We start from the raw sequence: 17,002 nt of genomic DNA on the forward strand, positions 1-17,002 counted from the left end.
ATCAAAGGTCTGTGGGTACGTCCACTTGTGCGTCATGCGCCTGTAACCACCCGTCCGCCAGCGGATCGAAAGTCAAGGCTGGGCAAGCCGAGCCAGCCGGATGTTTTCACTTCTTGAACATAAGATCCCGCCCGAGGGCGGCTCCTTGCTCACTTGAGTACCTCTAGGCACGATTGAGTTCGATCGATGAACGATCGAAGGGTGGCACCGAGTGCCACCCTTTGGAGAAGTGCAGTCGCACATGATCCGCTCATCTGAGCGCAACCCTTATCAGAGGTGGCGAGAATCACGCTCCTGGAGCGGGCCGGGTTTCACCATGCGGACGCACGGCCCGCCACCGGAAACACACGGCGAACGAACCCGTCACGCGTGCCGCTCCCACCGGCGCAGCACCCGCCACGAGGGCCAGCACAGCCACCGGTGCGCGAACCGTCACGGGGGGGGCGGCACCAGCATTGGCGCCGAAATCCGCCGGACAAGCCATGGAGAGGTCTGCAGAACCGACGCAGGGCCGCCCTGGACTGCCGTGGGTCGGCCGCCGAGGTGCCGTTGAGCCACCGTCCACACAGTCGCTGAGATGCCGTGGGTCTGCCGTCACACCCCCATCGCGCTGAGTCGCTCCTCCACCCGCTCGGGTGCGTACAGATGCTCCACGACCAGCGCCCCCGCCCCTATGAGTCCTGCCCGCTCCCCCAGCCGGGACGTGACGACGTCCAGGTGGGCCGTGGAGCGCGGCAGTGCCCGCTGGTACAGCAATTCGCGCACACCGGTGAGGAAGGGTGTTCCCGCCAGATCACCCGCGATCATCAGCACGCCCGGGTTGAGCAGCGTCACGACCGTCGCCAACACGTCGCCCACCTGCCGCCCGGCCTCCCGGGCCAGCGCCGCGGCCTCCGGGTGCCCGGCGGCCAACAGGTCCCGCACATCGGAGCCGGAGGCGGCCGGTACGCCGGACTCGGCCAGCCGCCGTGCCACGGCACCGCCGCTCGCGACGGCCGCGAGGCAGCCGTACGAGCCGCACCGGCACAACGCGTCCGTACCGACCCGGATGTGCCCGATGTCGCCGGCGCCGCCATCGACGCCGCGGTAGATCGAGCCGCCGACCACGACCCCGGCTCCGATGCCGGTGGAGACCTTGACCAGGACGAACGCGGTGCAGTCGAGGTGGCCGGTGCGCTGTTCGCCGTAGGCCATCAGATTGGCGTCGTTGTCCACCAGAACCGGGACCGCGAGCACGCCGGTGTGCTCGGTGAAGGCACGGGAGAGACGGCCCCTTATGTCGTAGCCGTCCCAGCCGGGCATGATCGGGGGCTGGACGACCCTTCCGGTCTCGCTGTCCACCGGGCCCGGCACCGCGAGCCCGATTCCGCACACCTCCGCCGCCAGGACCCCCGCCTTCTCCACCAACTCGGCGAACCAGCGACCCAGTTCACTGAGCACCGCCTCCGGCCCGTCCTCCACCACGAGGGTGCCGGCGTGCTCGGCGAGGATCTCGCCGGTCAGGGTGAGGACGGCTGCGCGGGCGTGCCGGGTATCGAGGTCCGCGGCGAGGACCACGGCATGGGAGTCGTCGAACTCCAAGGTGATGGAGGGGCGTCCGCCGAGCGGCGAGCCGACCGGCCCCCCGGCGCCCTCGCGCAGCCAGCCGGCCCGGAACAGCCGGTCCAGACGCTGGCCGACGGTGGCACGGGACAGTCCGGTCGCCTGCTGGAGCGCGCCGCGCGTCACGGCCCGTCCGCTGCGCACCAGTTCGAGCAGATCGCCGATGCCGGTCTGACTCCCGCTCTTCCCGGTCCTTCCCGGACGTCCAGTCATGCGCACCCCCTTGTGTTTCCCAAGCCTGCATTACATATTGAGTTTTGCGTGTTAAGTAGACGTAACCCTACGGTAGCTACAACCAAACCCGGTCGGTCCGGCCGGACGTCTTCGTTTTCGGGGAGCCCCGAGTGGATCGCACCGCCCAGCTCACTGCCCGTTCCACGGAGTGCGAGATCGCATACGATCCGCCGGTCTCCGGCACGTCCCTGCGCGCCAGGGCGGCCCGGGTACTCAACGGGAACTGGACGGGCGGTTCGACGGTCCCCTCCCGCAGCCTGTATCCGCACCAGTGGTCCTGGGACTCCGCGTTCGTCGCGATCGGGCTGCGACACGTCTCCCCGCTCCGGGCTCAGACCGAGCTGGAAACGCTGTTGGCGGCCCAGTGGGCCGACGGGCGCGTCCCGCACATCGTCTTCAACCCCTCCGTCCCGCTGGACGCGTACTTCCCCAGTCCCGACTTCTGGCGCTCCGCCACCGCCGGGCGCGTCTCGGGCGCCCCGCGCACCGTACAAACGTCCGGGATCGTCCAACCACCGGTGCACGCGCTGGCGGCCTGGCTGGTGCACCGGGCCGACCCCGGGCTGTCCCGGGCCAGGGGTTTCCTGGCCCGGATGTATCCACGGCTGTCCGCCTGGCACCGGTATCTGCTGCACCGGCGGGACCTGGGGGGCGGCGGTCTGGTGTCCGTCGTCCACCCGTGGGAGCAGGGCATGGACAACAGCCCCTGCTGGGACGAACCGCTCGCCCGCATCACACCGGTCCCGGCCCACTCCTTCCGCCGCGCCGACCTCGACCACGGAGCACCCGGGGACCGGCCGACGGATCTCGACTACGGACGGTACGTACGGCTGGCCGCCGACTACCGGGAGGCCGGATACGCGGAGGGCGGAGCGGAGTTCGCGGTGGAGGACCCCGCGTTCAACGCACTGCTGATCGCCTCCGAGTACGCCTTGGCGCGGATCGCGGAGGAGTTGGGGGCGGCCGGCACCGCACGGCGCGAGCGCGGCGAGCGGCTGACGGCGGCACTGGTGGAACGGCTGTGGGACCCGGTGGCCGGGACGTTCCTGTGTCGCGACCTCAGGGGCGGAGGGCCAGTCGCCGGCCAAGGCGGGCTGATTCCCGAGCGCGGTGTCAGCGGACTCGTCCCACTGGTGCTCCCCGGTCTCCCCCGGGTCGTCGTCGCCACCCTGGTCCGCACCGTCCGGGGACCCCACTTCTCACTCGGCGACCGGACCCGGCTCGTGCCGAGCTACGACCTCCTCGGCAAGGCCTTCGACCCGCACTGCTACTGGCGCGGACCGGCCTGGTTCAACACGAGCTGGCTACTAGAACGGGGGCTCCGGGTGCAGGGCGAGACCACGGAGGCCGACGCGCTGCGGGATGCCGTGCTCGACCTCGCCGGCGCCACCAGCTTCGCGGAGTACGTCGACCCGTACACCGGCGAGGCCCGCGGCGCGACCGGCTTCAGCTGGACGGCTGCGCTCGCGCTGGACCTACTGCACCAGCGCCATGCACGGCGCGAGCGTCATCTGCTTCACGAGCGCCCCGGACAGGGCGTGTCCCCGAAGGGCACCAGCACGTTCGACAGGAGTGACAAGGGAGGGGACCGGCGATGACCGACCGGCATCATCTACTCGTGCACGGGGCGACGTTCGCCACCGTGGGTGAACGGGGCGACATCAGCGGGGTCCGGGGTGTCAGTTCCCCGGACGGGTTATTCGTACGGGACGCCCGGCACCTCAGCCGCTGGCAACTGACCGTCGACGGCGCGGTTCCCGAGGTGCTCAGCCCGGTGGCCGACGGGGACGCGGCCCGCTGTGTACTGGTCCCTCGCGGCGGTCGGCAAGAACCCCCGGCACACACCCTCTTCCGCGAACAGGCTGTCGGCGACAGCTCGTTCGTGGAGTCGCTGCGGGTGACCAACAACCGCCCGGTAACCACGTCCATCCGACTCGCCATCACCGCCGACGTCGACTTCGCCGACCAGTTCGAGCTCCGCTCGGACCATCGCACCTACGTCAAGCCCGGTGGCGTACGTTCCCGTCAAGTCCTGGACGATGGAATCGAGTTCACCTACCAACGCGCCGAATGGCGGTCCTGTACGGCCATCACGTCCGACCCGGCTCCCGACACCGTGGAAGAGACCGGCACCGGCGCCCGGCGTCTGGTGTGGACCCTCGACCTGGAACCGCACGGCACGACCGAGTTGGTGCTCCGGGTGATCGCCCGCCCGCACGGCGAGAAACGTGCGCTGCGGGTGCCTCGTGACCCGGCCTCGGTGCATGAGCAACTCATGGCCGCGGAGGCAGAGTTCGTGGAGGGCGTGGCCTTCCCGACGGGCTGGCCGGAGCTGGCGTCGGCCTGCGCCCGGGGGCTGTCCGACCTGGCCGCGCTGCAGATCCCGGCCACCGGGCCGGACGGCGAGGAACTGCGCGTACCGGCCGCCGGAGCCCCCTGGTTCCTCACCCTCCTCGGCCGCGACGCCTTGCTCACCTCCCTGTTCGCGCTCCCGTACCGGGTTCAGCCAGCCGCCGCCACACTGCTCGCCCTGGCCACCACCCAGGCGACCGGCACCGGTCTGTCCCCGGTCGTGCAGCCCGGCAAGATCGTGCACGAAGTGCGGTACGGCGAGTTGGCGCACTTCGGGCAGGTGCCGTTCGGCCGCTACTACGGCTCGGTCGATGCCACTCCGCTGTTCCTCGTCCTGCTCGGCGCCTACGTCGAACGGACATCGGACACGGCTCTGGCACACCGTCTGGAGCCGCACGCCCGCGCCGCCATCGGCTGGATGCTCGACCACGGCGGCCTGACGTCCCGTGGCTACCTGGTCTACCGCGCCGACAAGGGCGGCCTCGCCAACCAGAACTGGAAGGACTCCCCCGGCGCGATCTGCTGCTCCGACGGCACCCGGCCCACCGGCGCGGTGATGGCGGCGGGCGCCCAGGGCTACGCGTACGACGCACTGCGCCGCACGGCTTGGGTGGCGCGCACGGTGTGGGGCGACGAGACCTACGCGGCCCTGCTGGAGCAGGCGGCGACCGACCTCCGGGACCGCTTCCAGCGGGACTTTTGGATGCAGGACAGCTCCTTCCCGGCCCTGGCCCTGGACGGGGACGGCCGCCAGATCGACGCGCTGGCGTCCGACGCGGGGCACCTGTTGTGGTCCGGGCTGCTGGACAAGGAGTACGGCGAGATGGTGGGCCGCAGGCTCCTCGAACCGGACTTCTTCTCCGGCTGGGGCGTCCGCACGCTGGCCTCCGGTCAGCCGGCGTACCACCCCCTCTCCTACCACCGCGGATCGGTGTGGCCGCACGACAACGCGCTGATCACGCTGGGCCTGGCCCGCTACGGCCTGCACGACGAGGCCCGTACGGTCGCCCATGCGCTGGTCGACGCGGCAACCGCCGCCGGCCACCGCCTTCCCGAGGTGCTGGCGGGCTACGGCCGCGACACCCACCCGGAGCCAGTTCCCTACCCGCACGCGTGCGTTCGTGAGTCCCGCTCGGCTGCGGCACCGCTCGCGCTGCTCACCGCGGTCGGCGGTGCCTGACAGCAACCTTGACGAGGCGTTTGCCCGGTGTTTGCCGAGGGCCCTGAACAGTGGCCCGGGGTGAGCCGTACCGGATGACGGCGGGCCAGGCGGGACCGGGGCTCCGGTCCCGCCCAGCCTCCCCAGCGTGGCCCGCCGCACCGTTCGACGGGCCTCGCACGGAAGGACCTCCGGGTTGCCTCAGCACACGAGCACACGACAGTCACCGGGTACAGCCCGGGGAACCGAGGAGGCCGAGTCCGCCGGCACGCCGACAGCTCCCCTCACGGAGTCCCCCGGTACGGACGCCACGGGTACGGACGCCACGGGTACGGACTCTCCGAGCAAGGACGCTTCAAGCCCGGAACCCGTCGCGGAACCCCTCGCACGATCGGTAGAAACCTCCGGCCCTGAGTCCAAGGGCACAGGACCGGGCGAGACAGAGCCGGGCGAGACGGAACCCGGCACGGCGGAACCCAGCGAGACAGAAACTGGCGAGACGGAACCCGGCACGGCACAAGCCGCTGCCGCCGCTGAACCCGCTGCACAGACAGGGGAAGCCGCGGGAACCGCCCCCGAGCAGGTGGCCGTTCCCACCCGCCGCCCCTGGGCCGCCTGGTCGGCGCGGATCCAGGGGCAGCGGGAGCGGTACCCCGCCGCTGCACACGCCCTGTCCATCACGGTCACCGTGCTCGCCGCGGCCCTCGTCGTCGCCGCGCTCGTGCTGCCCAACACCGTCGTGGGGCTCGGCCCCGTCAAGTTCACCCGCATACCGGCGGAAGCCGTCATCGTGGCCGCCGTGACGCTCGCGCTGCCCCGCCGGCCGCGGATCGCGCTGGCGGCGGTGACCGGGGTCGCGCTGGCGGCGCTGACCGTGCTGAACGTGCTCGACATGGGCTTCAAGCAGTATCTCGGCCGCAGTTTCAACGTCGTCCTCGACTGGGAGTTGCTCGGCGACGCGGAGTCGTACCTGAAGGACTCCCTCGGCGGTACCGCCACCCTGGCCGCCGTGGCCGGCGTGATCACCTTGGTCCTGCTGCTGTTCATCCTGCTGCCGCTGTCCGCGGTCCGCCTGAGCAACCTGCTCGCCCGGCACCCCAACGCCGCGACCCGGGGCACACTGATCGCCGGAGTCGTCTGGATCACCTGTTCCTCCCTGGGCCTGCAGATCTCCGGCGTACCGATCGCCTCCGACAACGCCGCCACCGCACTGAAGATCCAGTCCCGACGGGTGTCCAACACGCTCCAGGACGAGGCCGAGTTCGCGAAGGTGGCCAAGGTGGACGCCTTCGGGAACACCCCGGGCAGCCAGTTGGTCCCCGATCTGCGCGGCAAGGACATGATCTTCACGTTCATCGAGAGCTACGGCCGCAGCGCGGTCGAGGACCCGATCATCGCGCCGGGTGTGGACAGGACCCTCGACGCCAGCACCAAGGCCCTGGCGAAGTCGGGCTTCCACGCCAAGAGCGGCTGGCTGACCTCGGCGACCTACGGCGGCAGCAGCTGGCTCGGCCACTCCACCACCATGTCCGGCCTGTGGATCAGCAACCAGCAGCGCTACCGCACCGTCATGGCCAGCGATCACCTCAGTCTGACCGAGGCGTTCAAGAAGACCGGTGCCTTCGACACGGTCGGCGTCATGCCGGGTGTGCAGAAGGGCTGGCCGGAGGCGAAGTGGTACGGCCTCGACAAGGTCTACAACGCCTTCCAGCTCGGCTACAAGGGACCGAAGTTCAGCTGGTCCACCATGCCGGACCAGTACGCCCTCCAGCAGTACCAGGACCGGGTGCACAGCAAGAAGCGCACCGACGGCAAGGCGCTGATGTCGTTCCTCATCCTGACGTCCAGCCACCAGCCCTGGGCGCCGATCCCGAAGATGGTGGGCTGGGACCAGTTGGGCGACGGATCGATCTTCAAGGGCATCCAGGCGGCGGGCAACAAGCCGGCCGACATCATCGCCGACACCACCAAGTCACGTCAGGAGTACGGCAAGTCGATCCAGTACTCGGTGACTGCCCTCACCCAGTGGCTGGAACGCTACGGCAAGGACAACACCGTCCTGGTGTTCCTCGGCGACCACCAGCCCATCGCCCGGGTCAGCGGCAACCACGCCAGCCGTGACGTGCCGATCTCGATCGTCGCCAAGGACCCGAAGGTCCTGGACAAGATCACCGACTGGGGCTGGACGGACGGCCTGCGCCCCGCGCACAACGCACCGGTCTGGAAGATGAGCGCCTTCCGCGACCACTTCCTGACGGCGTACGGCTCCACCCCGCACCCCAGGAAGGACTGAGCCCCGGAACCGACACCGGACACGGTGTGTGAGGGGGGAGCGGCCCACCGCTCCCCCCTCACACATTCCACCCCCCGGTGTCGGTTCCGGCTCATCCGCCGGAGGTGTCCAGCTCCGCGTCCTCGCTGACGCCGGCACAGTCGTACGGGTCCTTGAGCCAGCCGTCCGGAAGTACCACACGGTTGTTCCCTGAGGTGCGACCGCGCGGCCCATCCGCTCCGGCCGGCCAGGGCTGGTCGAGGTCCAGCTCGTCCAGTCCGGCCCGCAGTTGCGCCAGGGAGGACGTGACCGCGAGCCGCTTGCGCATCTCCGAGCCCACCGCGAAGCCCTTGAGGTACCAGGCGACGTGCTTGCGGAAGTCCACGACCCCCTTGGACTCGTCGCCGATCCACTCCCCGAGCAGGGTGGCGTGCCGGACCATGACCTCGGCGACCGCGCGCAGGGCGGGTCGTGCGGTGTCCTGCGGGCGCCCCTCGAAGGCCGCCACCAGGTCCGCGAACAACCACGGCCGCCCCAGGCAGCCCCGGCCCACGACCACCCCGTCGCAACCGGTCTCCCGCACCATCCGCAGCGCATCCTGCGCCGACCAGATGTCGCCGTTGCCGAGCACGGGAATCTCCGGGACGTGCTCCTTCAGCCGGGAGATCGCCTCCCAGTCGGCGGTGCCGCCGTAGTGCTGGGCGGCCGTACGCCCGTGGAGGGCGATCGCCGTCACCCCCTCCTCGACAGCGATGCGCCCGGCGTCGAGATAGGTGAGGTGGTCGTCGTCGATGCCCTTGCGCATCTTCATCGTCACCGGGCGCTCACCAGCACCCGCGACGGCCTCGCGCAGGATCGCCCGGAGCAGGTTCCGCTTGTAGGGCAGGGCGGACCCCCCGCCCTTCCTCGTCACCTTCGGGACCGGGCAGCCGAAGTTCAGGTCGATGTGGTCGGCCAGGTCCTCTTCCGCGATCATGCGGACGGATTTGCCGACGGTCGCCGGGTCGACACCGTACAACTGGATCGAGCGCGGCTGCTCGCTGGCGTCGAACCTGATCAGCTGCATGGTCTTCTCGTTGCGCTCGACCAACGCCCGGGTGGTGATCATCTCGCTGACGAACAGCCCCTTGCCACCGCTGAACTCCCGGCACAGGGTACGGAAGGGCGCGTTCGTGATGCCCGCCATGGGTGCGAGCACGACGGGCGGCACCACGGCGTGCGGGCCGATGGAGAGCAAGTGGGTCATCAGAGGGCTCCGGGACGGATGTGCGGCAGGTGCGGCGGACACCGCTGGGCGGCGGGCACCGCGGACACGGCAGAGGACAAGTGCCCATTGTCCCTCACCCGGCACATCGCCCGTCCGCAGGCTCCGCTGCCCCTTCGGCCGTTCCCCACCGGCGGTGACCACCGGGGTGTGCCGAGCCGCAGGGACCGCCACGGGTGCGCGCACCGCTGGAACGGTGCATGAATCATTAGTTAGAGGCACTATCGAAATCGGCGTACGATGGGCCGTGTGCCAGAGCTGAGTCACCGCCGCCGCCTGCTCGTACTCGCGATCTGCTGCATGAGCCTGCTGATCGTGAGCCTCGACAACACCGCACTGAACGTGGCGCTGCCCTCCATGCAGCGGGAGCTGCACGCCACCACCTCCGGCCTCCAGTGGACGATCGACGCCTACACGCTCGTTCTCGCCTCGCTGTTGATGCTCGCGGGCTCCACGGCGGACCGAGTCGGGCGCAAACGCGTCTTCATGACCGGCCTGGTGGTGTTCTCGGCCGGGTCGCTGCTCTGCTCCCTCGCCCCGAACCTGGAGCTGCTGGTCGTCTTCCGGATGGTCCAGGCGATCGGTGGCTCCATGCTCAACCCGGTCGCCATGTCGATCATCACCAACACCTTCACCGACTCCCGGGAGCGCGCCCGCGCGATCGGCGTGTGGGGCGCGGTGGTCGGCATATCCATGGCAGCGGGCCCACTGGTCGGCGGCCTGCTGGTCCAGTCGGTCAGCTGGCGCTCGATCTTCTGGGTCAACCTCCCCGTCGGCCTCGCGGCCCTCCTGCTCACCCTGCGCTTCGTCCCCGAGTCCCGCGCGCCCAGGGCGCGCCGGCCCGACCCGGTCGGCCAGCTGCTGGTGATCGCGCTGTTCGGCTCGTCGACGTACGCGATCATCGAGGCACCGAGTTCCGGGCCGGGTGCGGTGGCCCCGTTCGCCACCATCGCCCTGGCGGCCCTGCTGGCCCTGCTCTGGTACGAGCCGCGGCGCAATGAACCCCTCATCGACCTGCGCTTCTTCCGCTCCGCACCGTTCAGCGGGGCGACCGTGATCGCGATCAGCGCGTTCGCCGCGCTCGGCGGCTTCCTCTTCCTGTCCACCCTGTACCTACAGGACGTGCGGGGCCTGGACGCCCTGCACGCGGGCCTGTGGATGCTGCCGCTGGCCGCGCCGACCTTCCTGTGCGCACCGCTGTCCGGCCGGCTGGTCGGCAGCCGGGGCCCGCGGCTGCCGCTCCTGGTGGCGGGTACCGCCATGACCGCGAGTGGCGCCCTCTTCTTCGCGTTCCAGGCGGAGACCTCGAACGCGACCCTGCTGACCGGATACGTCCTCTTCGGCATCGGCTTCGGCTTCGTGAACGCGCCGATCACCAACACGGCGGTTTCGGGCATGCCCCGCGCCCAGGCGGGCGTCGCCGCCGCCGTCGCCTCCACCAGCAGACAGCTGGGCCAGACGCTCGGCGTGGCGGTCGTCGGCGCCGTCCTGGCCTCCGGTATCGGCTCGTCCTCGTACCGGGACGCGTTCGTTGCAGCGGCCCGCCCCGGCTGGTTGGTCCTCACGGCATGCGGCCTGACCGTCCTCGTCCTCGGTCTGCTGACCACCGGCCGTTGGGCCCGGCGGACCGCCGAGCACGCGGCCGAGCGGCTGGAGTCAGCGGAGGTCCGGCAGGCCCTGGGAGCCCCTGACCGCGCCTGAGGCACGTCACGGCGGAGGTGGCCTCGCCGGCTGTCCGGGCCGACTGCCGTCGTTGCCCTGCGGCACCGACCGGACCGACCATGCAACTTTGCCAACTCAGCGTGAATCCGGCCCTGTTGACCTTGACCCTGCTGCACACTCCTTGTGGCCGGATACCGGACGACGGGAAGCAGGACGCATGTCACGGGGTGGCACGACGAGCAAGGTCAGCCGTTGGGACCAGCACGGCCGGGAACACGTCGTACGGGTGCGGCGCTCGGGTGTGCAGCGCACCATCAGCTGCGACACCTGCGGGTGGCGCAGGAGCGCCCAGTTCCTGCCGTGGTTGAAGGCCGAGGAGCATCTGGCCGAGGCGCACCAGGCGACGGTCGACCCGGCAGCGGCCCGGCTGCGGCCATCCCGCTGAAGGCTGCGGCCCGGCCGTCAGCTCCCGGCGGCCGGCGCCGGGACGGGGGCATGAGCAGGGCGAGCGTCGCGACGGCTACGCGGAGACACCCGGCCCCTGGCGCAAGGTCGGAGGAGAGCCGCCCGCCGCGGGGCGGGGGGTGCCTCTATGTCTTTCGTCAAGGCGCCTGTGTCGGGTTTGGGTGGTTTGGCGTTGCTGGGGTCACGCGGCGAGCTCGACGTCCTTCGGATCGCGGGGTTCGTAGAAGGTGCCGTCGCGGAGCATCGCGAACAGGACGCTGATGCGTTGGCGGGCGAGGCGTAGGAGGGCCTGGGTGTGGGTCTTGTTGCGGTCGCGTTGCTTGTCGTAGTAGGTGCGGGAGGCGGGGTCGTGCAGGGCGGCGAACGCGGACAGGAACATCGCGCGTTTGAGCTGCCGATTGCCGCCTCTGGGGGCATGTTCGCCGTGGATCGACGTTCCGGACGACTTGGTGACCGGGGCCAGGCCCGCGTAGGAGGCCAGGTGGGCGGCGGTGGGGAAGCTGGTGCCGTCGCCGACGGTGACCAGCAGGACGGCGGCGGTCCTGACGCCGACGCCGGGCATCGACGTCAGGACCTTGGAAAGAGGGTGGGCCTCCAGCAGGGCGTTGATCTGGGCTTCCAGGGCCCGGCGCTGTTCGTGGACAGCGGCGAGCGAGCGGGCCAGGGAGGGCACGACGATGTCGAGGGTGCCGGTGCCCGGGACCACGACGGTCTGCTCGTCCAATGCCTCGAAGACGTCGTCGATCAGCCGCTGGGCCATGCGCGGGGCCTTGGGCCGGATGAGCTCGACGAGCCTGCGGCGTCCGGCTTTGCGCAGTGCGGCCGGGGAGCCGTAGCGTTCCAGCAGCCAGGTGACGGCCTGGTGGTCGAGGCGGGGACCCAGAACGCGCTCCAGGCTGGGGTGGAACTGGGTGAGCAGTCCGCGTATCCGGTTGCTGGTGCGGGTGGCCTCGGCGGCGAGGTCCTGGTCGAAGCCGACGAGGACCGTGAGTTCGGCGGTGATCTCGTCGGTGAGCTCCAGCGAGCGCAGGGTGTGCGGCATGGTGCGGGCCGCATCCGCGATGACCGCGGCGTCCTTCGCGTCGGTCTTGGCTTCGCCCGGGTAGAGGTCGGCGATCCGCCGCATCGCGAGTCCGGGCAGGTAGGCGACGGTGCAGCCTGTGTCCCGGGCGACAGTCAGGGGCAGGGCGCCGATGGAGGCGGGCTGGTCCACGATCACCAGCACGGTGCCGAACTTCGCGGCCAGTTTGTCGAACACGGCCCGCAGTTTCGGCTCGCTGTTCGGCAGCTGCTTGTCGAGGACCTTCTTGCCGGCCGGCGTGAGCGCGTGGCCGTGGTGGGTCGTCTTGCCGACGTCCAGGCCGAGGAACACGCCCACGTCTTCGGTGTCGAACATCGCGCCCTTCCCAGGGAGTTGAACGTGCCGACCTCGGCAGCGGTGTCGTACGCGCGCATCCACGTTATGCAGACCTGCCGCCCGCGAACTGCCCGGCATTGCGCCGGACCGGACGGTGGCCGGACCTCTCATCAGCGTCTCCGACGAACACCTCCCGGGCCCGGTGACACCACCCCCCAGGTCATCCGTTCGACAGGGGGACACAGTCATGCCGGGCCCGGAGGCCAGCGGTCCTCTTGCAGGACCGCCAAGAACATAACGGGGAGCCGGGATGGGAAGGAACCGAAGACGCCCGTCCCCAGCCGCGCGGATCGGCTGGGGACGGGCGAAAAGGGTCGAGCGCCGTGGGCCTCAGCAGCCCAGCAGGCGTCCGGCGAGGTAGCCTTCGATCTGGTCCAGCGAGACACGCTCCTGCTTCATGGTGTCCCGCTCACGGACCGTGACGGCGTTGTCCTCAAGGGTGTCGAAGTCGACCGTCACGCAGTACGGCGTACCGATCTCGTCCTGACGGCGGTAGCGGCGGCCGATGGCGCCGGCGTCGTCGAACTCGATGTTCCAGTTCTGGCGCAGCGCCTGGGCGAGGCCCTTGGCCTTCGGCGACAGCTCCGGGTTCCGGGACAGCGGGAGCACCGCGACCTTCACCGGGGCGAGGCGGTGGTCCAGGCGCAGAACGGTGCGCTTCTCCATCTTGCCCTTGGCGTTCGGCGCCTCGTCCTCGACATAGGCATCGAGGAGGAAGGCCAGCATGGTGCGGCCAACACCGGCCGCGGGCTCGATGACGTACGGCGTCCAGCGCTCGCCGGCCTCCTGGTCGAAGTAGGAGAGGTCCTGGCCGGAGGCCTTGGAGTGGGCGCCGAGGTCGTAGTCGGTACGGTTGGCGACGCCTTCCAGCTCGCCCCACTCCCCGCCGCCGAACTGGAAGCGGTACTCGATGTCGGCGGTGCGCTTGGAGTAGTGGGAGAGCTTCTCCTTCGGGTGCTCGTACCAGCGCATGTTCTCCTCACGCAGGCCCAGGCCGGTGTACCAGTTCCAGCGCTGCGCCATCCAGTACTCGTGCCACTCCTCGTCCTCACCCGGCTTGACGAAGAACTCCATCTCCATCTGCTCGAACTCACGGGTACGGAAGATGAAGTTGCCCGGCGTGATCTCGTTGCGGAACGACTTGCCCATCTGAGCGATGCCGAACGGCGGCTTGCGGCGCGAAGTGGTCTGCACCTGGGCGAAGTTGGTGAAGATGCCCTGGGCAGTCTCGGGACGCAGGTAGGCGACGGAACCGGAGTCCTGAGTCGGACCGAGGTGGGTGGAGAGCAGACCCGAGAACTGCTTGGGCTCGGTGAACTGGCCCTTGTTACCGCAGTTCGGGCAGTTGATGTCGGCCAGGCCGTTCTCCGGGGCGCGGCCCTTCTTCTCCTCGTACGCCTCCTCCAAGTGGTCGGCGCGGAACCGCTTGTGACACGAGGTGCACTCGGTCAGCGGGTCGGTAAAGGTGGCGACATGACCGGAGGCGGTCCAGACCTCGGAGGCCAGGATGACGGACGAGTCGATACCGACGACGTCCTCGCGCGACGTCACCATGTAGCGCCACCACTGGCGCTTGATGTTCTCCTTGAGCTCGACACCCAGCGGTCCGTAGTCCCAGGCGGCACGCTGTCCGCCGTAGATCTCACTGCAGGGGAAAACGAAGCCACGGCGCTTGCTCAGGCTGACGATGGTGTCGATCTTGTCGGCGGCCACGGTGCTCTCTTCATTACGACGACGGGCGTTGAAGCGAGATGCTTCCAGCGAATGATTCAGGTTACCGGCGCACACTCCCCCCCGGCCAAATCGGCCCCCACTAGAAGCCCCGGGGAGAGCTTGTTGACAACGGTTTCCATGTTTGTTGAAAATGACTGTCATGAACGTACGACAACGCCTCATACCCATCGCCGCGGTCACCGCCCTCGCCGCCCTCGGGACCGGCACCCTCTCCGCCTGTTCCGGCGGCACCGCGACCGCAGCCGGTACGGACACATTCGACGTCGTCGCGTCGTTCTACCCGATGACCTTCCTCGCCGAGCAGATCGGCGGCACCCACGTCCACGTCACCAGCCTGACCGCCCCCGGCCAAGAACCGCACGACCTGGAGATCAGCCCCCGGCAGATCGCGGCGCTCCAGGACTCCGACGCGGTGCTGTACCTCAGCAACGTCCAACCCGCCGTCGACACCGCGGTGGCCCAGTCCCCGGTCAAGACCAAGATCGACGCAGCCTCCATGACCTCGTTGGAGGACCACGGCAACGAAGTCGGCGGCCACGCGGCAGCCCACGACACCCACCACAGTGAAGAAGCGGCCGGCAAGGACCCGCACGTCTGGGTCGACCCGGTGCGCTACGCCCAGATCGCCCAGGGCGTCGGCAAGGCCTTCGAGAAGGCCGACCCCCAGCACGCAGCCGACTACCGGAAGAACACCGCGGCCCTGGTCAAGAAACTCGACGACCTGGACGAGCGGTTCAAGTCCGGCCTCGCGGACACCAGGACCAAGGTCTTCATCACCACGCACGCCGCCTTCGGTTACCTCGCCGAGCGTTACGGTCTCACCGAGGAGGCCGTCAACGGCCTCGATCCCGAGTCCGAACCCAGCGCCGCGCGGGTCAGGGACCTGGAGAAGATGGCCAGGGCCGACGGGGTCGGGACCGTGTTCTACGAGACGCTCGTCAGCGACAAGACCGCGAAGACCATCGCGCACGACGCAGGCCTGAAGACCGACGTGCTGGACCCGATCGAGGGCATCACCAAGAAGTCCCGCGGCAGGGACTACTTCGCGGTCCAGGAGGCCAACCTCAAGGCGCTCCAGCGGGCGCTGGGCGCCAAGTGACCAGTACGGAGGACGACATCGTGGACGAGGCCGGCACAGAGCCCGTCATATCCCTGCGCAAAGTGAGCGCCGAACTCGGCGCACGTCCCGTACTGCGCGGCATCGACCTCACCGTCGGCCGCGGCGAGGTCGTAGCGCTGCTCGGCGCCAACGGCTCCGGCAAGTCGACGGCCGTGCGCAGCATCATCGGCCAGGTGCCCGTCAGCTCCGGCACGATCGAGCTGTTCGGCACCCCGCGCCAGTCCTTCCGCGACTGGGCGCGCCTGGGCTACGTACCCCAGCGCACCACCGCCTCGGGCGGGGTCCCCTCGACCGTGGCCGAGGTCGTCTCCTCGGGGCGGCTGTCCCGCACCCGCTTCGGCGCCTTCCGCGCGGCAGACCGGGAGGCCGTCCGTCGCGCCCTGGAGCAGGTCGGCATGGCGGACCGCGCCAAGGACTCGGCGGGCGCCCTCTCCGGAGGCCAACAGCAGCGCGTGCTGATCGCCCGCGCGCTGGTCGCCGAACCCGAGCTGCTGATCATGGACGAGCCGATGGCGGGCGTCGACCTGGGCAGCCAGGAAGTGCTTGCGCGGACCCTCCGGGGACAGGTCGAAGCGGGGACGACGGTCCTGCTCGTCCTGCACGAACTGGGGCCGCTGGAGCCCCTGATCGACCGGGCGGTCGTCCTGCGGGACGGCTGCGTGCTGCACGACGGCCCGCCGCCCCGCGCGCTCGGCCAGCACGCCCTGCCCGGCCACGACCACGTACACCCGCACGCACCGGCGGGCACCGGACCGATCCGCACGGGACTGCTGAGCTGATGGAATTCCTGAACTACGCCTTCATGCAGCGGGCGCTGCTCGCCGCCGTGCTGGTCGGCATCACCGCACCCGCCGTGGGTATCTACCTGGTCCAGCGCCGCCAGGCCCTGATGGGCGACGGCATCGGGCACGTCGCCATGACCGGCGTCGGCCTCGGCTTCCTGCTGTCCACCTCCCCGGTGTGGATGGCGACGGCCGTCTCGGTGCTCGGCGCGGTCCTGATGGAGCTGATCCGCTGGTACGGCAGGACCCGCGGGGACATCGCCCTCGCCATGCTGTTCTACGGCGGCATGGCCGGCGGGGTGATGCTGATCAACCTCGCGCCGGGCGGCTCCAACGCCAACCTGACGTCGTATCTGTTCGGCTCCCTGTCGACGGTGTCGCAGTCCGACGTGACCGCGATCTGCGTGCTCGCCGCCTTCGTGCTGCTCGTCACACTGGGCCTGCGCCGCCAGCTGTTCGCGGTCAGCCAGGACGAGGAGTTCGCCCGGGTCACCGGGCTACCGGTGCGCGCCCTGAACCTGCTGACGGCGGTCACCGCGGCGGTGACCGTGACGGTCGCGATGCGGGTCGTCGGCCTACTGCTGGTGTCCGCGCTGATGGTCGTACCCGTCGCGGCCGCGCAGCAGCTCACCCGCAGCTTCACCGCCACGTTCGTGACCGCCGTCGCGATCGGCGTGACCGTGGCGATCAGCGGCACCATCACATCGTTCTACCAGGACGTCCCGCCCGGAGCGACAATCGTTCTGCTGACCATCGCCGCGTTCGTCGCCCTGACCGCCCTGGCCGCCCCGCTGGCCCGGCGGCGCGCCCGCTCAGCGGCCGGGGACGAACCCGCCGGAGACCCGGCGGAGTGCTCGATTCCGGCGGCACGAGGGGTCGGGGACCAGGCCGGCGTCTGACCGTCGGCATTCCCGACTGGCACAATGGCCCGGGGCAGAT

The 17,002-nt window shown here is 70.0% G+C and carries 12 protein-coding genes; 8 read left to right on the forward strand and 4 right to left on the reverse strand.

From position 1 onward, the window contains the following. Positions 1-594 precede the first annotated feature (594 nt). Complete coding sequence (locus LK06_RS09250) at positions 595-1,815, reverse strand: ROK family transcriptional regulator (protein ID WP_174673837.1); 1,221 nt, start codon at positions 1,813-1,815, stop codon at positions 595-597. A gap of 131 nt (positions 1,816-1,946) precedes the next feature. Between LK06_RS09250 and LK06_RS09255 the strand changes: the two genes are divergently transcribed. The 3 genes from LK06_RS09255 (at position 1,947) to LK06_RS09265 (ending at position 7,640) form a co-directional block, all read left to right on the forward strand. Then, positions 1,947-3,434, forward strand: a complete 1,488-nt coding sequence (locus LK06_RS09255; protein WP_039657171.1) for an MGH1-like glycoside hydrolase domain-containing protein — start codon at positions 1,947-1,949, stop codon at positions 3,432-3,434. Next, positions 3,431-5,368: an amylo-alpha-1,6-glucosidase gene (locus LK06_RS09260; RefSeq protein WP_043433140.1), complete on the forward strand. Its 1,938-nt coding sequence runs from the start codon at positions 3,431-3,433 to the stop codon at positions 5,366-5,368. Before LK06_RS09255 ends, LK06_RS09260 begins: the two co-directional genes overlap by 4 nt. A 655-nt stretch (positions 5,369-6,023) precedes the next feature. Then, on the forward strand, positions 6,024-7,640 hold the full coding sequence (locus tag LK06_RS09265) for an alkaline phosphatase family protein (protein WP_039657194.1): 1,617 nt from the start codon (positions 6,024-6,026) through the stop codon (positions 7,638-7,640). 91 nt (positions 7,641-7,731) lie between these two features. Here the strand turns inward: LK06_RS09265 and dusB are convergent, their stop codons facing one another. Then, on the reverse strand, positions 7,732-8,865 hold the full coding sequence (gene dusB / locus LK06_RS09270) for a tRNA dihydrouridine synthase DusB (protein WP_043433142.1): 1,134 nt from the start codon (positions 8,863-8,865) through the stop codon (positions 7,732-7,734). Positions 8,866-9,132: 267 nt separating this feature from the next. On the opposite strand from dusB, the gene LK06_RS09275 reads away from it, so the two are divergent. Both LK06_RS09275 and LK06_RS09280 read left to right on the forward strand, forming a co-directional pair. Further along, entirely contained in the window at positions 9,133-10,584 is a 1,452-nt protein-coding gene (locus tag LK06_RS09275) for an MFS transporter (protein WP_043404923.1), read from the forward strand. A 178-nt stretch (positions 10,585-10,762) separates the two neighbouring features. Next, complete coding sequence (locus LK06_RS09280) at positions 10,763-10,990, forward strand: hypothetical protein (RefSeq protein WP_039657174.1); 228 nt, start codon at positions 10,763-10,765, stop codon at positions 10,988-10,990. Positions 10,991-11,191: 201 nt separating this feature from the next. Here LK06_RS09280 and LK06_RS09285 read toward each other — a convergent pair whose 3' ends face one another. Both LK06_RS09285 and LK06_RS09290 read right to left on the reverse strand, forming a co-directional pair. Then, the gene (locus LK06_RS09285) at positions 11,192-12,406 is read right to left on the reverse strand and encodes an IS110 family RNA-guided transposase (protein WP_086083247.1); all 1,215 of its coding nucleotides are present in this window, start codon (positions 12,404-12,406) and stop codon (positions 11,192-11,194) included. 351 nt (positions 12,407-12,757) lie between these two features. Continuing rightward, entirely contained in the window at positions 12,758-14,140 is a 1,383-nt protein-coding gene (locus tag LK06_RS09290; protein WP_039654652.1) for a glycine--tRNA ligase, read from the reverse strand. A 160-nt stretch (positions 14,141-14,300) separates the two neighbouring features. Between LK06_RS09290 and LK06_RS09295 the strand changes: the two genes are divergently transcribed. Genes LK06_RS09295 through LK06_RS09305 form a run of 3 tightly spaced genes read left to right on the forward strand, consistent with a single transcriptional unit; the run spans position 14,301 to position 16,962 of the window. Continuing rightward, positions 14,301-15,260: a metal ABC transporter substrate-binding protein gene (locus LK06_RS09295; protein WP_039654651.1), complete on the forward strand. Its 960-nt coding sequence runs from the start codon at positions 14,301-14,303 to the stop codon at positions 15,258-15,260. Then, on the forward strand, positions 15,257-16,060 hold the full coding sequence (locus LK06_RS09300) for a metal ABC transporter ATP-binding protein (protein ID WP_234367383.1): 804 nt from the start codon (positions 15,257-15,259) through the stop codon (positions 16,058-16,060). The genes LK06_RS09295 and LK06_RS09300 overlap by 4 nt, the downstream gene beginning before the upstream one ends. Next, complete coding sequence (locus tag LK06_RS09305) at positions 16,060-16,962, forward strand: metal ABC transporter permease (RefSeq protein ID WP_039654650.1); 903 nt, start codon at positions 16,060-16,062, stop codon at positions 16,960-16,962. Before LK06_RS09300 ends, LK06_RS09305 begins: the two co-directional genes overlap by 1 nt. Positions 16,963-17,002 lie beyond the last annotated feature (40 nt).

It is taken from the genome of Streptomyces pluripotens (assembly GCF_000802245.2).
GTDB lineage: Bacteria > Actinomycetota > Actinomycetes > Streptomycetales > Streptomycetaceae > Streptomyces > Streptomyces pluripotens.

What these genes read in the sequence shown, in the direction of transcription:
- LK06_RS09250 (WP_174673837.1), bottom strand. Translation starts at nt 1,815, where the DNA reads ATGACTGGACGTCCGGGAAGGACCGGGAAGAGCGGGAGTCAGACCGGC.
- LK06_RS09260 (WP_043433140.1), top strand. Translation starts at nt 3,431, where the DNA reads ATGACCGACCGGCATCATCTACTCGTGCACGGGGCGACGTTCGCCACC.
- dusB (WP_043433142.1), bottom strand. Translation starts at nt 8,865, where the DNA reads ATGACCCACTTGCTCTCCATCGGCCCGCACGCCGTGGTGCCGCCCGTC.
- LK06_RS09280 (WP_039657174.1), top strand. Translation starts at nt 10,763, where the DNA reads ATGTCACGGGGTGGCACGACGAGCAAGGTCAGCCGTTGGGACCAGCAC.
- LK06_RS09285 (WP_086083247.1), bottom strand. Translation starts at nt 12,406, where the DNA reads ATGTTCGACACCGAAGACGTGGGCGTGTTCCTCGGCCTGGACGTCGGC.
- LK06_RS09295 (WP_039654651.1), top strand. Translation starts at nt 14,301, where the DNA reads ATGAACGTACGACAACGCCTCATACCCATCGCCGCGGTCACCGCCCTC.
- LK06_RS09305 (WP_039654650.1), top strand. Translation starts at nt 16,060, where the DNA reads ATGGAATTCCTGAACTACGCCTTCATGCAGCGGGCGCTGCTCGCCGCC.